Here is a 17,229-nt window from a genome sequence, read left to right as displayed (position 1 = left end):
CTGCAAACATCAAATCTCGTCGGGTTGTTCCGTATCCTTTGCCCCCGCCGTCGCGATCAATTCGCTGAACAGCAGCTTGACGGCGGCATGAACGGTCTGGCCGCGGATTCCGGCGCGGTCTCCTTCGAGCCGCAGCGCCGCCGCGGCCACCGTGTCCGAGGGCCCCGCGACGGCCACGTGAACGGTGCCCACGGGCTGGCCGTCCTGTGGTGTGGGACCCGCCACACCTGTGGTGGCCACGCCCCAGTCCGCGCCCAGCGCACGCCGTACACCCCGGGCCATCTGCCGGGCCACCTCGGCGTCGACCGCGCCGCGCTCGGCGAGCAGGGCCCCGTCCACGCCCAGCACCTCGTGCTTGAGGTCGGTTGCGTACGCCGTCACCGATCCCCGGAAGGAGCGCGAGGCGCCGTCCACCGAGGTTAGCTCGGCGGCCACCAAACCGCCGGTGAGCGATTCGGCGGCGGCCAAGGTCTGCCCGCGCCGCTCCAGCAGCGCCAGCACATCGGCCGCCGTCCCGCCGTCGCTCACTGCGTGGCCTCCTCCGTCATCCGTCCCGCCCGGCGCAGCACGACCGCCTGCCGGACGTAGTCGAGGCCGGTGACCACGGTCAGGACGACGGCCACGGCCATCACCCAGAACCGCAGCGAGGCCAGCGGTCCGGTCAGCGCCAGGATGTACATCCCGACGGCGGTGCCCTGCGCGAGCGTCTTCATCTTTCCGCCCCGGCTGGCCGGGATGACCCCGATCCGGATCACCCAGAACCGCATCAGTGTGATTCCGATCTCACGGAAGAGGATCACTCCCGTCACCCACCAGGGGAGGTCGGACAGGGCCGACAGACAGATCAGCGCCGCGCCCATGATCGCCTTGTCCGCGATCGGATCGGCGATCTTCCCGAAGTCGGTGACCAGGTTGTACCGGCGGGCCAGATGACCGTCGAAGAGATCGGTGATCATGGCGATGGCGAACGCCGCCCACGCGAAGGAGCGCCACGCCGGGTCGTACCCGCCATTGTGCAGCATCAACAACACAAACCCGGGCACCAGCAGCAGCCGCACCATGGTGAGGATGTTGGCGATGTTCCACAAACCGGCGGGGCTGACCGTGGCGGCGGCCGGTCGGTGGTGACCTCCCGCGGCGGAGGCCGGGACACCCGTCATCTGTCCGCCTCTCCGGTGGACGCGCCGCCGCCCTGCCGCTCCAGCGGCTCAAGCGGCTCCGCGACGAGATCCACTCCCTCCGTCGCGATCACCTTCGCTTCGACCATACGGCCCACCTCCGGCTCCCCGTCGGTGCGCAGCAGCGTCTGGCCATCGGTCTCCGGCGCCTGGTGAGCGCCACGGCCCAGGACCGCCCCGGTGTCGTCGATCTCGTCCACCAGGACCTCCACGACCTCGCCGAGCCGCTCCTCCGCCCGCTGGGCGGTCAGCTCCTCCGCGAGCCGCGAGACGCGCTCCAGGCGATCCGCGACCACCTCCGGGTCGACCTTGTTCTCGTAACCGGCGGCCTCGGTGCCGTCCTCGTCCGAGTACCCGAAGACGCCGATCGCGTCCAGCCGCGCCGCGTTGAGGAAACGCTCGAGCTCGGCCAGGTCCTCCTCGGTCTCGCCGGGGAAGCCGACGATGAAGTTGGACCGGGCGCCGGCCTGCGGCGCCTTGCCTCTGATCGTCTCCAGCAGCTCCAGGAACCGGTCGGTGTCGCCGAAGCGGCGCATGGCGCGCAGCACCCCGGGCGCCGAGTGCTGGAAGGACAGATCGAAGTAGGGCGCGACCTTCTCGGTCGAGGTGAGCACGTCGATCAGCCCGGGACGCATCTCGGCGGGCTGCAGATAGCTGACCCGGATCCGCTCGATGCCGTCCACCGCGGCCAGCTCCGGCAGCAGCGTCTCCAGCAGCCGGATGTCCCCGAGGTCCTTGCCGTACGAGGTGTTGTTCTCCGAGACCAGCATGATCTCCTTCACCCCCTGCTCGGCCAGCCAGCGGGTCTCGCCCAGCACATCGGAGGGGCGGCGGGAGATGAAGGAGCCACGGAAGGACGGGATGGCGCAGAACGAGCACCGTCGGTCGCAGCCGGAGGCCAGCTTCACCGAGGCGACCGGGCTGCTGTCCAGTCTGCGCCGCAGCGGGGCCCGCGGCCCGGAGGCCGGGGCCACCCCCTCGGGCAGATCCTCGGGCGCGGTGTCCTGGGCGTGGCCGGGGAGCGCCACCGAGGTGGCGTCCTGCCGCTCGGCGGGGCTGATCGGCAGCAGCTTGCGGCGGTCGCGCGGGGTGTGGGAGGCGTGGATGCCGCCGGAGAGGATGGTCTGGAGGCGGTCGGAGATATCGCCGTAGTCGTCGAAGCCGAGCACCCCGTCGGCCTCGGGCAGAGCCTCGGCGAGCTCCTTGCCGTACCGCTCGGCCATGCAGCCGACGGCCACCACGGCCTGGGTGCGGCCGTGGTCCTTCAGATCGTTCGCCTCCAGCAGGGCGTCGACCGAGTCCTTCTTGGCGGCTTCGACGAAGCCACAGGTGTTGACGACGGCGACGTCCGCGTCGGCGGCTTCCTCGACGAGCTCCCAGCCGTCCGCCGCCAAGCGGCCAGCGAGCTCCTCCGAGTCCACCTCGTTACGGGCGCAGCCAAGAGTGACAAGGGCGACGGTGCGGCGTTCGGGCATGCGCTCAGACTACTTTGTCCCCACGACAGCCCCCGCTGCCAGGGCTGCCGTTCTTCGCGCGGGTCAGCCCGCCTCGGGGTCTCCCTTGGTGTAGCTGAGCCGCTGGACGGCCCCGCTGGTGCCCACGTTCTTCACTTCCTTGCCGTTCACGAACAGCTTGATCGCCCCGGCGTTGCCCAGCACCAGGTCGATGCGCCTGCTGTCGCTGAAGGTCTTGGAGTCGCCCTCGCGCAGCACGCCCTCCTGGATCAGCCGGCCGTTGTGGTCCTGGGCGGAGATCCAGCTCTGGCCGCCCTCGGCGGTCAGCTTGACGGTGACCTTGTCCGCCGGGACGCCCGCGATGGCGCTGTCGGACGGGTCGGGCTTGTGCGGGGTGGCGGGCTTGGAGGGGGCGGCGGTGTTGGTGGGCGCGGAGGCGCTGGGCTTGGGCGAGGCGGGGTCCTCGGCGACGCTCGACCCGTCGCCGTCGCCGCCCCGGAACAGGGTGAAGCCCACGAATCCGACGACGGCGACGATCGCCGCGACCATCGCGGCCGTCCAGTTGGGGCGCCGGGGCTCGGGGCGGATCCGCTCGGCCTCGAACAGCGGCGCCGGCGCGGTCGGCGCGGGCCGGCCGCCGTGGTCGGCGTCGAACTGCGCGATCAGGGACTCCGGATCGAGGCCCACGGCGCGCGCGAGCACCCGGATGTGGCCCCGGGCGTAGACATCGCCGCCGCAGCGCGAGAAATCGTCCTGCTCGATGCCCCGCACGATGGGGGTGCGCACCCTGGTCGAGGAACTGACCTCGTCGACGGTCAGCCCCGCGGAGATACGGGCCTGCTGGAGGGCGCGACCGATGGAAGGCCGGTCGTCTTCGGGGGAGTTGCCGTCTTCGGGAAGGTTGCCGATGGACACGGGGGCGCCTTTCGAGCGTGAGCCACCTGCTGGGGGTTCAGTCTAGGGGTGGGGCGAAAGGGTCGGGCAAGCGGGAGGACGGAGTTTGTCCGCCATCGGGATTGCCGTTCGATCACGATTCTGGGGTCTCACTCCGCCACCTCCCTCAACTTGACGTTTCGGTAGGGGAAACGGTTGCCCGCCAAACCCTTATGAGTGAGCCTTACCGCGGATCACGTCGAGCACGCCATCCAATTCATCCGGCTTGACGAGCACATCGCGCGCCTTGGACCCTTCGCTCGGGCCGACGATGTTCCGGGACTCCATGAGATCCATCAGCCGCCCCGCCTTGGCGAAACCCACCCGCAGCTTGCGCTGCAGCATCGACGTCGAGCCGAACTGGGTGGAAACCACCAGCTCAGCGGCCTGGCAGAGCAGATCGAGATCATCGCCGATCTCCTCGTCGATCTCCTTCTTCTTCGACGTCCCGACCGTCACGTCGTCGCGGAAGACCGGTGCCATCTGCTCCTTGCAGTGGGCGACGACCGCCTCGACCTCGGACTCGGTGACATAGGCGCCCTGCATCCGGGTGGGCTTGTTCGCGCCCATCGGCAGGAAGAGGCCGTCGCCCTTGCCGATCAGCTTCTCGGCGCCGGCCTGGTCCAGGATGACGCGGCTGTCGGCCAGCGAGGAGGTGGCGAAGGCGAGTCGTGAGGGCACATTGGCCTTGATCAGACCGGTGACGACGTCCACGGAGGGCCGCTGGGTGGCCAGCACCAGGTGGATTCCGGCCGCGCGCGCCAGCTGGGTGATCCGCACGATCGAGTCCTCGACGTCCCGCGGTGCGACCATCATCAAATCGGCCAGCTCGTCGACGATCACCAGCAGATACGGATAGGGCTTGAGCTCCCGCTCGCTCCCCTCCGGCTCCTTCACCTTCCCCTTGCGGACGGCCGCGTTGAAGTCGTCGATATGGCGGAAGCCGAAGGCCGCGAGGTCGTCATAGCGAAGATCCATCTCCCGCACGACCCATTGGAGCGCCTCGGCGGCACGCTTGGGGTTGGTGATAATCGGTGTGATCAGATGCGGAATGCCCTCGTAGGCGGTCAGCTCCACCCGCTTGGGGTCGACCAGCACCATCCGCACATCGTCCGGCGTGGCCCGGGCCATGACCGATGTGATCAGGCAGTTGATGCAGGACGACTTGCCGGAACCGGTCGCGCCCGCCACCAGCACATGCGGCATGGTGGCCAGGTTGGCCGCCACATAGCCGCCCTCGACGTCCTTGCCCAGCCCGACGAGCATCGGGTGGTCGTCGCCGACGGAGTCCGCCGCGCGCAGCACATCGCCCAGGTTGACCATCTCGCGGTCGCTGTTGGGGATTTCGATGCCGACGGCCGACTTGCCGGGGATCGGGCTGATGATACGAACATCGGGGCTGGCGACCGCGTAGGCGATGTTCTTGGTCAGCGCGGTGATCCGCTCGACCTTGACGGCCGGGCCCAGTTCCACCTCGTAGCGGGTGACGGTCGGGCCGCGAGTGAAGCCGGTGACGGCGGCGTCCACCTTGAACTCCGTGAACACCTTCGTCAGCGAGTCCACGACCGCGTCGTTGGCCGCGCTGCGGGTCTTGCCGGGGCCGCCGCGCTCCAGCAGGTCGAGCGAGGGCAGCGAGTAGGTGATGTCGCCGGAGAGCTGGAGCTGCTCGGCGCGCGGCGGCAGCGGCTCGCCGGACTCGACCGCGGACCGGGTGAGATCGGGGACCCGCTGCGGATCCGCCTCGTCGGCTCCGTCCGGACGGCCCTTCCCGGCCGCCGCCTTGTCCTTGGCGCCGCCCTTCCCGGGCTCCTTGCCGGCGTCGCGCGCGCCCGGCACCCCGCCGCTCGCGGCCCCGTCCTCGCGCTCGCCCGAAAGCCCGTTGCTGAGCCCTGCGACGAGCGGCGAGGGCTGCACACCGTGCAGCACTGCCCCGTCCAGCGAGGCGGCGGCAGCCGCCGCCACGTCCACCGCGTCCAAGGGCCGGTCGAGCGGCGGTTGGGTGGACGACAAGCGGCGCGAGCGCCGGCGCTTGCGCAGCGCCTCCTCCTCGGCCCGCTCCGGGCCTCCGGCACCGTCCGGGTCCTCTTTGGCGAGCGAGGTCCTGCGAGACCGTCTGGCGGGCGTCTCGCGCCATTCGTCGGCGTACTCCGCCGCGTCGTACCCGGCCTCCGACGCGTACGCGTCCTCGTGGTCCCGCACCAGGCCCAGCCGGACGCCCAGCTGCCGCAGCCGCTGCGGAATCGCGGCGACCGGCGTCGCGGTGACCACCAGCAGCCCGAAGACGGTGAGCAGCACCAGCAGCGGTACCGCCAGCACGTCGCCCATCAGGTAGATCAGCGGCCGGGAGACGGCCCAGCCGATCAGACCGCCCGCGTCCTGCATCGCCGCGGTGCCCTCGCCGCGCCCCGGGGCGCCACAGGCGATGTGCACCTGTCCCAGGACGCCGATGACGAGCGCCGAGAGCCCGATGACGATCCGCCCGTTGGCCTCCGGCCGCTCCGGGTGGAGGATCAGCCGGACGGCGATGGTGCCCAGCAGTATCGGCACCACCAGGTCGAGCCGGCCGAAGGCGCCGGTGATCAGCATCTCGACCAGCCTGCCGACCGGCCCGTCCAGATTGGACCAGGTGCCCGCCGCGACGATCAGGGCGAGGGCGAACAGCAGCAGGGCGCTGCCGTCCTTGCGGTGGGCCGGGTCGAGTCCCTTGGCGCCGCGTCCTATGCCGCGGAACATCGCCGCGAGGCCGCGCGCCATGCCCATCCACACGGCGCGCACGATGCGGAACACGCCGCTGGTCGGATTCGGGGCGGGTGCGGGCGCCGCCTTGGCCGCCGCCTTCTTCGACGCCGCTTTCTTCGCGGGCGCGGCGGACTTCTTGGCGGGTGCTTTCTTCGCGGGCGCCTTCTTGGCGGCCGCCTTCTTCGCCGCGCCTCCGGACTGCCCGGCGCGCTTCTTCGAGGTGCCCGCCGTGCTCTGGGAACCCTTGCCGGACGTACGAGAGGCCATGGAGGCGAGGTTACCCGCGTCCGCCGTACGGAGCACGCATGGCGGGGGCATCAGGCACCACTGACGTCACACCGGTGCCGCTGCGCCGACGAGGCGGTGAGACGGCCGTGACGACGCGTCAAAGTACGGGTGACCGGTCGGCGATGACCGACCGACGGTGACCGTGGGGCGGGCGGATCAGTTCTGCGAGGGGACCTGGCCGGCGCCGCTGCCCGCGCCCGGCTCCAGCGCGTCCAGCGCCCGCCGCAGACCGGTCAGCTTGCGCTCCAGATGCGCCGCGGTGGCCACGGCGGCGGCGTCGGCCGACTCATCCAGTTGCTTGGACAGCGCCTCGGCCTGCTCCTCGACGGCGGCGAGCCGCGCGGACAGCTCGGCGAGCAGCCCCGCCGACTCCTTGGCCTCCCCGGCGGCGGGCTGGCCGCCCTCCAACTGGAGCCGCAGCAGCGACGCCTGCTCCCGCAGCTGGCAGTTCTTCATGTACAGATCCACGAAGACCGAGACCTTGGCTCTGAGCACCCACGGGTCGAAGGGTTTGGAGATGTAGTCCACCGCGCCGGCCGCATAGCCCCGGAAGGTGTGGTGCGGGCCGTGGTTGATGGCCGTGAGGAAAATGATCGGGATGTCGCGGGTCCGCTCCCGGCGCTTGATATGCGCCGCGGTCTCGAATCCGTCCATGCCCGGCATCTGGACGTCCAGCAGAATCACCGCGAAGTCGTCCGTCAGCAGCGCCTTGAGCGCTTCCTCCCCTGACGATGCCCGCACCAGGGTCTGATCGAGCGCGGAGAGAATGGCCTCCAGCGCCAGCAGATTCTCCGGCCGGTCATCGACCAGGAGGATCTTGGCCTTCTGCACCATGCCCCGTCCTCCTCGTCCCGGCTTGGGGTCTCCCCAGCTCGCAGAGCTGGGGGAAGCACCGGGCGCCGCCCCAGGGGACGGCTCCCTTGCGCCGCCCGTCCTTGTGCCGGTCATGGTAGCCGCACCCCGCTGTTCGCCACACCCTGTCACCGCGATGTCACTGTGCACGTAGCAGAAACGCGGTGGGAGACCAGAAGGTTCCCCGAATACCGCGTTCCCACACGTGTTCGGCGACACTCAGTCAACACCACGGTTGTCCCGCGCGTGCCTCGGGTCACTCCACCGACATCCACTGCTCCATCACCGTAAGAAGATGATCGGTGTCGACCGGCTTGGTGACGTAGTCCGACGCGCCCGCTTCGATGCTCTTCTCCCGGTCGCCCTTCATCGCCTTCGCGGTGAGGGCGATGATCGGCAGCCCGGCGAACTGCGGCATCCTGCGGATCGCGGCCGTCGTGGCGTAGCCGTCCATCTCCGGCATCATGATGTCCATCAGGACCAGTACGACGTCGTCGTGCTGCTCCAGGACCTCGATGCCCTCCCGGCCGTTCTCCGCGTACAGCACCTGCAGCCCGTGCTGCTCCAGCACGCTGGTCAGCGCGAAGACATTACGGATGTCGTCGTCGACGATCAACACCTTTTCGCCGTGGAAGCCGCCCGCCGGCTCCGGGGCCACCAGGTCCTGGCCGCCCAGCAGCCACGGCTCGGGGGCCTGCGCCTGCCGTCCCGGGCGGCGGCCCGCCGACCGGGCGCCCGACTCCGTCTCCGGCTGCGGCGGGGCCTGCTCCGCGTCGGCCCGCGACGCCTCCTGCTCGGCCCGCTGACGCCGCCAGAACAGCCCGGAGCCGCCACGGCCGCGCGCCGCCGCAGAGCCGTCGGAGGCGTCCTGTGCGGCCTCCTCCCGCTCCGCCGCGGCACCGTTCTCCGTGGTCTCCTCCACGGCGCTGGGGAACGCCTCGAGCGCCAGCGGGGCCGAACTGCTCGGGGCGAGCTGCGGGTAGCCCTGGGGCGGCAGTTCGCTGGGGTGCAGCGGCAGGTAGAGCGTGAACGTCGAGCCGCGGCCCGGCTCGCTGGCCGCGTGGATCTCGCCGCCCAGCAGCCGGGCGATCTCCCGGCTGATGGACAGGCCCAGTCCGGTGCCGCCGTACTTACGGCTGGTGGTGCCGTCGGCCTGCTTGAACGCCTCGAAGATCACTCGCATCTTGCTCGCCGCGATGCCGATACCGGTGTCGGTCACCGAGAAGGCGATCATCTCGGCGTCCGCGTCGCGCAGCGCGCCGTGCTCCAGCAGTTGCTCCCGGATGGCGTGCGGCACATCCGCGCCCGCCTGCCGGATGACCAGCTCCACGGCGCCGCTGTCGGTGAACTTCACCGCGTTGGACAGCAGATTGCGCAGCACCTGCAGCAGCCGCTGCTCGTCGGTGTGCAGCGTCGCCGGGAGCTCCGGCGACACCCTTACGGAGAAGTCCAGGCCCTTCTCCGCGGTCAGCGGCCGGAAGGTGGCCTCCACATAGTCGACGAGCTGGACCAGGGCGATACGGGTCGGGCTGACGTCCATCTTGCCCGCCTCGACCTTCGACAGGTCCAGGATGTCGTTGATCAGTTGCAGCAGGTCCGAGCCCGCGCCGTGGATGGTCTCGGCGAACTCCACCTGCTTCGGCGAGAGGTTGCCGTCGGCGTTGTCGGCGAGCAGCTTGGCCAGGATCAGCAGCGAGTTGAGCGGTGTGCGCAACTCGTGCGACATGTTCGCCAGGAACTCGCTCTTGTAGCGCATCGAGACGGCGAGCTGCTCGGCGCGCTCCTCCAGCACCTGCCGCGCTTCCTCGATCTCGGTGTTCTTGACCTCGATGTCGCGGTTCTGACGGGCCAGCCGCTCGGACTTCTCCTCCAGCTCCGCGTTGGACGACTGGAGGGCCTTCTGCCGGTTCTCCAGCTCGGCCGACCGCTCCCGAAGCTGCTCGGTCAGCTCCTGCGACTGCTTCAGCAGCACCTCGGTCTTGGTGTTGACGCTGATGGTGTTGACGCTGGTGCCGATCATCTCGGCGATCTGGTTGAGGAAGTCCTTCTGGATCTGGGCGAACGGCTGGAACGACGCCAGCTCGATCACGCCCAGCAGCTGCCCCTCGAAGAGCACCGGCAACACGATCACATGGGCCGGAGCCGCCTCGCCGAGCCCCGAGGCGATCTTGAGATAGCCCGGTGGCACGTTCTCCACCAGGATCGGGCGCTTCTCCTCGGCGACCGTGCCGATCAGCGTCTCACCGGGCTTGAAGCGGTTGGGCATCGAGCCCTGGGTGTAGCCGTAGGAACCGACCAGCAGCAGTTCGTAGCCGTCGTCGGAGTTGCTGTCCGCGACCACCTCGGTGCCCTCGCCGGGCGGTACGGCCAGGAAGAACGCACCGTGCTGGGCGGAGACCACCGGGGTCAGCTCGCTCATGATCAGCCGGGCGACGTCCTCCAGGTCGCGACGGCCCTGCATCAGACCGGAGATCCGGGCCAGGTTGCCCTTGAGCCAGTCCTGCTCCTTGTTGGCGAGCGTGGTCTCGCGCAGGTTGGCGATCATGGTGTTGATGTGGTCCTGGAGGACCTGGATCTCGCCGGAGGCATCCACGTCGATCTTGAGGTTGAGATCGCCGCGGGTCACCGCGGTGGCCACCTCGGCGATGGCGCGCACCTGACGGGTCAGGTTCCCGGCCATCTCGTTCACCGACTCGGTCAGGTCCTTCCAGGTGCCGGCCACGTCCCGCACCCGCGCCTGGCCGCCCAACTGGCCCTCGGTGCCCACCTCACGGGCCACCCGGGTCACCTGGTCGGCGAACGACGAGAGCTGGTCCACCATCGTGTTGATGGTCGTCTTCAGCTCGAGGATCTCGCCGCGCGCCTCGATGTCGATCTTCTTGGTCAGATCACCCTGGGCGATGGCCGTGGTGACCATCGCGATGTTGCGGACCTGGCCGGTCAGGTTGGACGCCATGCCGTTCACCGAGTCGGTGAGGTCCTTCCACGTCCCCGAGACGCCGGGCACCCGGGCCTGGCCGCCCAGGATGCCGTCCGTGCCCACCTCGCGGGCCACTCGGGTGACCTCGTCGGCGAACGAGGACAGCGTCGTCACCATCGTGTTGACGGTGTCGGCCAGCGCCGCGACCTCGCCGCGCGCCTCGACCGTCACCTTCTTCGTCAGATCGCCGTTGGCGACCGCGGCCGAGACCTGCGAAATGTTCCGCACCTGGATGGTCAGGTTATTGGCCATCAGGTTGACGTTGTTGCTCAGGTCCTTCCAGATACCGGTCACGCCCGGAACCCGCGCCTGACCGCCCAACTGCCCCTCGGTGCCCACCTCACGGGCCACCCGGGTGACCTGCTCGGCGAACGACGACAGCTGGTCCACCATCGTGTTCACCGTGGTGACCAGCTCGAGGATCTCGCCCTTGGCATCGACGGTGATCTTCTTCGACAGATCGCCCTTGGCGACCGCCGTCGTCACCTCCGCGATCGAACGCACCTGGGACGTCAGGTTGTTGGCCATGCTGTTGACGGACTGGGTGAGGTCCTTCCACGTCCCGGAGACGCCCTGCACCTCGGCCTGGCCGCCCAACTGCCCCTCGGTGCCCACCTCGCGGGCGACCCTGGTGACCTCCTCCGCGAAGGACGACAGCTGGTCGACCATCGTGTTCAGAGTGTTCTTCAGCTCCAGGATCTCGCCCCGCGCATCGACGTCGATCTTCTGGGAGAGGTCACCGCGCGCGACCGCCGTGGCCACCTGCGCGATATTGCGCACCTGGGCGGTCAGGTTGCCCGCCATGCCGTTCACCGAGTCGGTCAGATCGCGCCAGACGCCCGCCACACCGGGCACCTGCGCCTGACCGCCCAGCCGGCCGTCCGTACCCACCTCGCGGGCGACCCGGGTCACCTGCTCGGCGAAGTCGGAGAGCTGGTCGACCATCGTGTTGATGGTGTTCTTCAGCTCCAGGATCTCGCCGCGCGCGTCCACGTCGATCTTCTGCGACAGATCGCCACGCGCGACCGCCGTCGTCACCTGGGCGATACCGCGCACCTGCGCCGTCAGGTTCCCGGCCATGGAGTTCACGGAGTCGGTCAGGTCCGCCCAGACGCCGCTGACCCCGTCCACTCGGGCCTGACCGCCCAGCCGGCCCTCGGTGCCCACGTCCCGCGCCATCCTGGTGACCTGGTCGGCGAACGAGGACAGCTGGTCCACCATGGTGTTCACGGTGTTCTTCAGCTTGAGCATCTCACCGGAGACGTCGACGGTGACCTTCTGCGACAGGTCGCCGTTCGCCACCGCCGTCGTCACCTGGGCGATGTTGCGCACCTGTCCGGTGAGGTTCCGGAACGCGGTGTTCACCGAATCGGTGAGATCCTTCCACGTCCCCGCCGCACCCGGCACCTGCGCCTGACCACCCAGCTCACCCTCGACGCCGATCTCCCGGGCGACCCGCGTCACCTCGGCGCCGAACGACTGCAACTGGTCCACCATCGTGTTGACGGTGTTCTTCAGCTCCAGCATCTCCCCGGCCACATCGACCGTGACCTTCTGCGACAGATCGCCGTTCGCCACCGCCGTCGTCACCTGGGCGATGTCCCGCACCTGCGCGGTGAGGTTCCGGAACGCGGTGTTCACCGAATCGGTGAGATCCTTCCACGTCCCCGCCGCACCCGGCACCTGCGCCTGACCACCCAGCAGCCCCTCGGCGCCGACCTCGCTGGCCACCCGCGTGACCTCGTCCGCGAAGGTGCGCAGCGTCTCGGTCATGGTGTTGATCGTGTCGGCCAGCTGCGCGACCTCGCCGCGTGCGCTCACCGTGACCTTCTGCGACAGATCACCGTTGGCGACCGCCGTGGTGACCTGGGCAATCCCGCGCACCTGCGCGGTCAGGTTCCCGGCCATGAGGTTGACGGAGTCGGTGAGGTCCTTCCAGACGCCCGCGACGCCCGGCACCTTCGCCTGGCCGCCGAGCTCACCCTCGGTGCCCACCTCACGGGCGACCCTGGTCACCTCGGAGGCGAAGGAGGAGAGCTGGTCCACCATCGTGTTGACGGTTTCCTTCAGCTCGAGCATCTCCCCGGACACATGAACCGTGACCTTCCGGGACAGATCACCCTTGGCCACCGCCGTGGTGACGAGAGCGATGTCACGCACCTGAGCGGTGAGCCGGGAGGCCATCGTGTTGACGGACTCCGTGAGGTCCTTCCACGAACCCGACATTCCGCGCACCCGGGCCTGACCGCCCAGCTTGCCCTCGGTACCGACCTCGCTCGCGACCCGCGTCACCTCGTCGGTGAACGCCGAGAGCTGATCCACCAGGCCGTTGACCGTGCGGCCCACCTTGAGGAACTCACCCCGCAAGGGATGCGCCGACCCGTCGGAGCCCTGGGCCCGCAGGTCCATGCGCTGCTCCAGGTCGCCCTCGGCGACCGCCGACAGCACCCGGCCCACCTCGGACACCGGCCGTACGAGATCGTCCACCAGGGCGTTGGACGCGTCAATGGCCGCGGCCCACTGCCCCTCACAGGCGCCGGTCTCCAGCCGCTCGGTGAGCTTGCCCTCGCGGCCGACCACCCGCCGCACCCGGGTCAGCTCGCCCGTGAGCTGCAGATTGCGGTCCGCGACTTCGTTGAAGACCGCGGCGATCTCGGACATCACGCCCTCGCCCGAGACCGTGAGCCGCTTGCGGAAGTTCCCATCCCGCATGGCCGTCATCGCAGTCAGCAGCCGGTTCAGGGCCGCCGTATCCACTTCGGTCGTCCCATTGCTCCGGGACCGTCCGCCTTTCGCGCGCGTGTTCGTGCCCCGCGCCGCTGCGCCAGACTCCACCGTGTCCCTCCCGCAGGGTTGACCGTCCTCGTCGGGTTCTTCTTCCAGCTTCCCCAGTGTTTCACCATGCCCCAACCAGGCCATAACAGTTCGGCAGCATCCCACACCGCCGAGGGCACCTCTGAGTGGAGAGGGCACCTCTGGGTGGAATCGAAGCCGACCGGCATTCGCGAAGGCATCGGTGGTAAGTAACCTGGCAACCGGCCAGGGCATCGGAGGGGCGCTGCGACATGGGTGAGCAGATCGCCGAGACACTTATGAGGAGACCTGTGATCACCGCGCGGGCAGCCGCCACCTTCGAACCGGTGGGACGCTCGGTCGCCGCCGCCCGCACCTTTGTCCGGGACACCCTCCAGGGGTGGGGCCTCACCGACATCGTGGACGACGCCGTCGTCCTGACCAGCGAACTTGTCACCAACGCGGTGGTGCACGCCGGTACCACCGCCGATGTGGTCTGCATCCGCGCCGACACCGGCGTGCGCGTCGAGGTCGCCGACCGCTACCCCGAGCGCGAGGTCCCGCTGCAGAGCAACGGCGGCCACCACTTCGGGCACCCCGACCGCGAGGGCGGCCGCGGTCTGCTGCTGTGCGCCGCGCTCGCCGGCCGCTGGGGCGTCGAGTACACCGCGACCCACAAGCAGGTATGGTTCCAGCTGGACTTCCCCGACCGCCCGGCCGGCACCCGGGCCGCCGGACCCGCCCTCCCCTCCAACGCCCTGCCCATCGCCGACGCCCGGGTCCGGGTCGGCGTCGTCCAGGTCGACAGCGGCGGACTGATCAGCGCCTGGAACGACGACGCTCAGGAACTGTTCGGTTACCAACCGGAGCAGATCATCGGCAAGCCGCTGACCGACCTCGCGGCCTGGCCGCACACCCCCGGCACCAGCACCGGCGTCGCCGAGGCGCTCCTGCTCTCCCGCTGGGAGGGCTCCTACGGCATCCGCGGCGCCGACGGCCGAGTCTCCCCCGTCTACGCCTCCCACCTGCGCGTCCGCGACGCCGAGGGCGAGCCGTCCACCGTCTGTCTGATGGTGCGCGACCGCGAGCGCGCCGTGCTCCAGAGCCCGATGCGCGGTGCGAACGTGGACACCGCCGAAACCGCCGAGCGGGGCCCGGCCACCGACGCCTTCGAGGTCTTCATCGGCTCCCCGGCCCCCGACGACCTCGACGGACTGCTCCAGCGCACCGTCGAGCGGGCCCGCGACATGCTCGACGGCGACGCCGCCTATCTGCTGCTCGCCACCGACGACGAGACCGAGCTGGAGGTCCGCGCCTCCACCGGCCTGCCCTCCGCCCGCCAGCGCTTCGCCCGCGTCCCCGTCGAAGCGGGCACCGGGCGCTACGGCTCGGCCCGGATGCCCGCCGTCCACGAGGACCTGTCCGCGGTGCCCGGCGCCGTACCCCTGCTGGTGAACACGGGGATGCGTTCCGTGGTCACCGTCCCGCTGAAGGTCGAAGGCCGGCTCACCGGCTCGCTCGGTGTCGCCGCCGAGTCCCCCGCCCGCTACAGCAACGAAGAGGCCCTGCGGCTGCAGTTCGCCGCCGACCGCATCGCCCTCGCCGTCGAGCGCGCCCGCCTCACCGAGCTGGAGCGGCTGCGCCGCGGCTCCCTGTCCTTCCTCGTCGAGGCGTCCGACCTCCTCGCGGGCACTCTGGACCGCGATCAGACGCTGGCGCTCATGGCCCAGATGACGGTGCCCACGCTGGCCAGTTGGTGCGCCGTCTATACGGTCGCCGACCAGGCGTCCGAGCCCGAGCTGTCGTACGTTCTGCATGAGGACGAGGACCGCATCGACGGGCTCAAGGCCCTGCTGATGAAGATCGACCCACCGGAGCAGGTCCCCACCGGCGGCGCCCGCAGCTGGTCCGGCCCCTACGACGCCGCCCACGCCGCCGCCCTGCGCACCTCGCTGCGCAGCCTCAGCCTCGGCGACTCCGCCCGCCCCTCCTCCGGCCCCGGCGCCTCGCTCGCGACCGCCTCCGCGGTCGGCGGAGAGACGGTCGTGCTGCCCCTGGTGGCCCGTAACCGCGTCATCGGCATGCTCATCCTCGGCAAGCCCACCGACGAGCACTTCCGCCAGGAGAACCTGGAGCTGGCCGAGGACCTCTCCCGCCGGGCCGCGCTCGCGCTGGACAACGCGCGGCTCTACTCGGAGCGCACCGCCATCAGCCAGTCCCTGCAGCGCAGTCTGCTGCCGCCCGAGCAGCCCGAGGTCCCCGGAGTCGAGGTCGAGGTCATCTACCGCGCGGCGGGCGAGGGCAACGAGGTCGGCGGCGACTTCTACGACCTCTTCCCGATCCGCGACGGGGCGTACGGCTTCGCCATCGGCGACGTCTGCGGCACCGGACCGGAGGCCGCCGCGGTCACCGGACTCGCCCGGCACGCCCTGCGGCTGCTCGCCCGCGAGGGTTTCGGCGGCCCGGCGGTCCTGGAGCGGCTCAACGCGGCGATCCTCGACGAGGGCGCCCGCAGCCGCTTCCTGACCCTCCTCTACGGCGAGCTGTGGCCGCAGCACGACGGCAGCGCGGTGCTCAAGGTCGTCTGCGCCGGACACCCGCTGCCGCTCCGGCTGCGCCAGGACGGCAGCATCGAGGCGGCGGCCGAGCCCCAGCCGCTGCTCGGCGTCATGGAGGACCTCGAGCTCTACGAGCAGACGATCACGCTCGACCCGGGCGATGTGCTGCTGTGCGTCACCGACGGGGTGACGGAGCGGCGCGAGGGCACCAGGATGCTCGGCGACGACGGCCTTATCGACGTCCTCACGACCTGCACCGGCCTTACGGCGGGCGCGGTGGCCTCCCGGGTGCTGCGGGCGGTCGAGCGCTTCGCGGCGGAGCCGCCGTCCGACGACATGGCGATCCTGGCGATGCGCGTCCCGGAGCCCGAGCCCGCCGACGCCTGAGGCGCCCGGGCCAAGCCGCGGCCCCGGGGGTGGCCCAAAAATCGAACGCCCCCCCCCCCGGGAGGGGGGCCATTCGCAGGAGAGCCCCAATACGGAATCGAACCGTAGACCTTCTCCTTACCATGGAGACGCTCTGCCGACTGAGCTATTGGGGCGCGTCGACGAGATCGATCATACCCGAACTCGGGTGCGCTCCCGACCACTCGCCCCGTGGTTCAGGCGGCTGACTGCAGCAGCCCGCCCAGCGCGTTGCAGGCCGAGACCACGCGCTGCAATTCCCGCCGCGACATGGTCGGATCGACGGGCAGCGCCAGGCACTCATCGGCCGCGCGCTCGGTCTCCGCGAGCCACAGATCGCGCCGGAAACGCGCGGTGCGGTGCGCGGGCGTCTGTACGGGCACATGGCATACGACGCCGCGAGAACGCAGCGTACGGGCGAAGGCGTCCCGGTCCGGCCGGCCGTTGCCGGGAACCCGGACGACGTATTGCTGGTAGGTGTGTTGCACACCGGGCGCGACAGGCGGCGTGAGGACGCCACGCAGCTTTCCGTCCAGATAAGCCGCGTTGGCCTGCCGCCGCAGTATCTCCCCGGCGGGCTCGCTGGCAGCCCCGTGTCCGATCACCAGCACGCCGTGCCGCTGGCCGAGCTCGGTGAGGGCCGCCATGTCGGCGGGATGTCCGAAGGTGTGAATGGCCACGATGGCCGCGGTCCTGGGCGTCAGCGCCTGGGCCACCGCGGCCGGGTCTATGCAGTAGGTATGGGCGTCGATGTCCACGAACACCGGCCTGGCGCCGGCCAGCAGCACCGCTTCCGCGGCCTCGGGAGTGCCGTAGGACGGCACGATGACCTCGTCGCCCGGTCGCACACGCGCCCGGGTCAACTCATGCAGCAGCTCATCCGTAGAAGTCCCCATGAGCGGCATCGTGCCCAGACAACATGAACACCGAGTGGCTCGCAACACAACAAGAGAAGAGCCCTGCCGGTAACCGAAGTCCCGGCAGGGCTCTCTGCAAAATTTGTTCGGCGGCGTCCTACTCTCCCACAGGGTCCCCCCTGCAGTACCATC

Annotated in this window: 9 protein-coding genes and 1 tRNA gene; 1 reads left to right on the top strand and 9 read right to left on the bottom strand. The window is 70.1% G+C overall.

From position 1 onward, the window contains the following. Nucleotides 1–9: 9 nt before the first annotated feature. The 7 genes from ACFXB5_RS06095 to ACFXB5_RS06065 all read right to left on the bottom strand — a co-directional run bounded on the left by ACFXB5_RS06095 (nt 10) and on the right by ACFXB5_RS06065 (nt 13,259). A complete protein-coding gene (locus tag ACFXB5_RS06095) occupies nt 10–528 on the bottom strand; it encodes a CinA family protein (RefSeq protein ID WP_385202973.1) in 519 nt (172 codons plus the stop codon). Continuing rightward, nucleotides 525–1,160, bottom strand: coding sequence for a CDP-diacylglycerol--glycerol-3-phosphate 3-phosphatidyltransferase (gene pgsA / locus ACFXB5_RS06090; protein WP_385202970.1), 636 nt, complete (start codon nt 1,158–1,160; stop codon nt 525–527). The genes ACFXB5_RS06095 and pgsA overlap by 4 nt, the downstream gene beginning before the upstream one ends. Further along, complete coding sequence (gene rimO / locus ACFXB5_RS06085; RefSeq protein ID WP_385202968.1) at nt 1,157–2,653, bottom strand: 30S ribosomal protein S12 methylthiotransferase RimO; 1,497 nt, start codon at nt 2,651–2,653, stop codon at nt 1,157–1,159. Before rimO ends, pgsA begins: the two co-directional genes overlap by 4 nt. A 63-nt stretch (nt 2,654–2,716) precedes the next feature. Continuing rightward, entirely contained in the window at nt 2,717–3,547 is an 831-nt protein-coding gene (locus tag ACFXB5_RS06080) for a helix-turn-helix domain-containing protein (protein ID WP_385202965.1), read from the bottom strand. 189 nt (nt 3,548–3,736) lie between these two features. Further along, on the bottom strand, nt 3,737–6,571 hold the full coding sequence (locus tag ACFXB5_RS06075) for a DNA translocase FtsK (RefSeq protein ID WP_385202963.1): 2,835 nt from the start codon (nt 6,569–6,571) through the stop codon (nt 3,737–3,739). Nucleotides 6,572–6,748: 177 nt separating this feature from the next. Next, complete coding sequence (locus tag ACFXB5_RS06070; RefSeq protein ID WP_020868040.1) at nt 6,749–7,426, bottom strand: two-component system response regulator; 678 nt, start codon at nt 7,424–7,426, stop codon at nt 6,749–6,751. Between the two features lie 274 nt (nt 7,427–7,700). After that, a complete protein-coding gene (locus tag ACFXB5_RS06065; RefSeq protein ID WP_385202960.1) occupies nt 7,701–13,259 on the bottom strand; it encodes a HAMP domain-containing protein in 5,559 nt (1,852 codons plus the stop codon). Nucleotides 13,260–13,528: 269 nt separating this feature from the next. Between ACFXB5_RS06065 and ACFXB5_RS06060 the strand changes: the two genes are divergently transcribed. Continuing rightward, the gene (locus tag ACFXB5_RS06060) at nt 13,529–16,162 is read left to right on the top strand and encodes a SpoIIE family protein phosphatase (protein ID WP_385203141.1); all 2,634 of its coding nucleotides are present in this window, start codon (nt 13,529–13,531) and stop codon (nt 16,160–16,162) included. Nucleotides 16,163–16,244: 82 nt separating this feature from the next. Here ACFXB5_RS06060 and ACFXB5_RS06055 read toward each other — a convergent pair. Together ACFXB5_RS06055 and ACFXB5_RS06050 are read right to left on the bottom strand one after the other, a co-directional pair. Next, nucleotides 16,245–16,317, bottom strand: a tRNA-Thr gene (locus tag ACFXB5_RS06055). Between the two features lie 60 nt (nt 16,318–16,377). Next, the gene (locus ACFXB5_RS06050; protein WP_385202957.1) at nt 16,378–17,076 is read right to left on the bottom strand and encodes a DegT/DnrJ/EryC1/StrS family aminotransferase; all 699 of its coding nucleotides are present in this window, start codon (nt 17,074–17,076) and stop codon (nt 16,378–16,380) included. Nucleotides 17,077–17,229: the final 153 nt, after the last annotated feature.

This window comes from Streptomyces sp. NPDC059455 (assembly GCF_042750115.1).
Classification (GTDB): Bacteria; Actinomycetota; Actinomycetes; order Streptomycetales; family Streptomycetaceae; genus Streptomyces; species Streptomyces endocoffeicus.
This window is presented reverse-complemented; position numbering and strand designations above follow the sequence as displayed.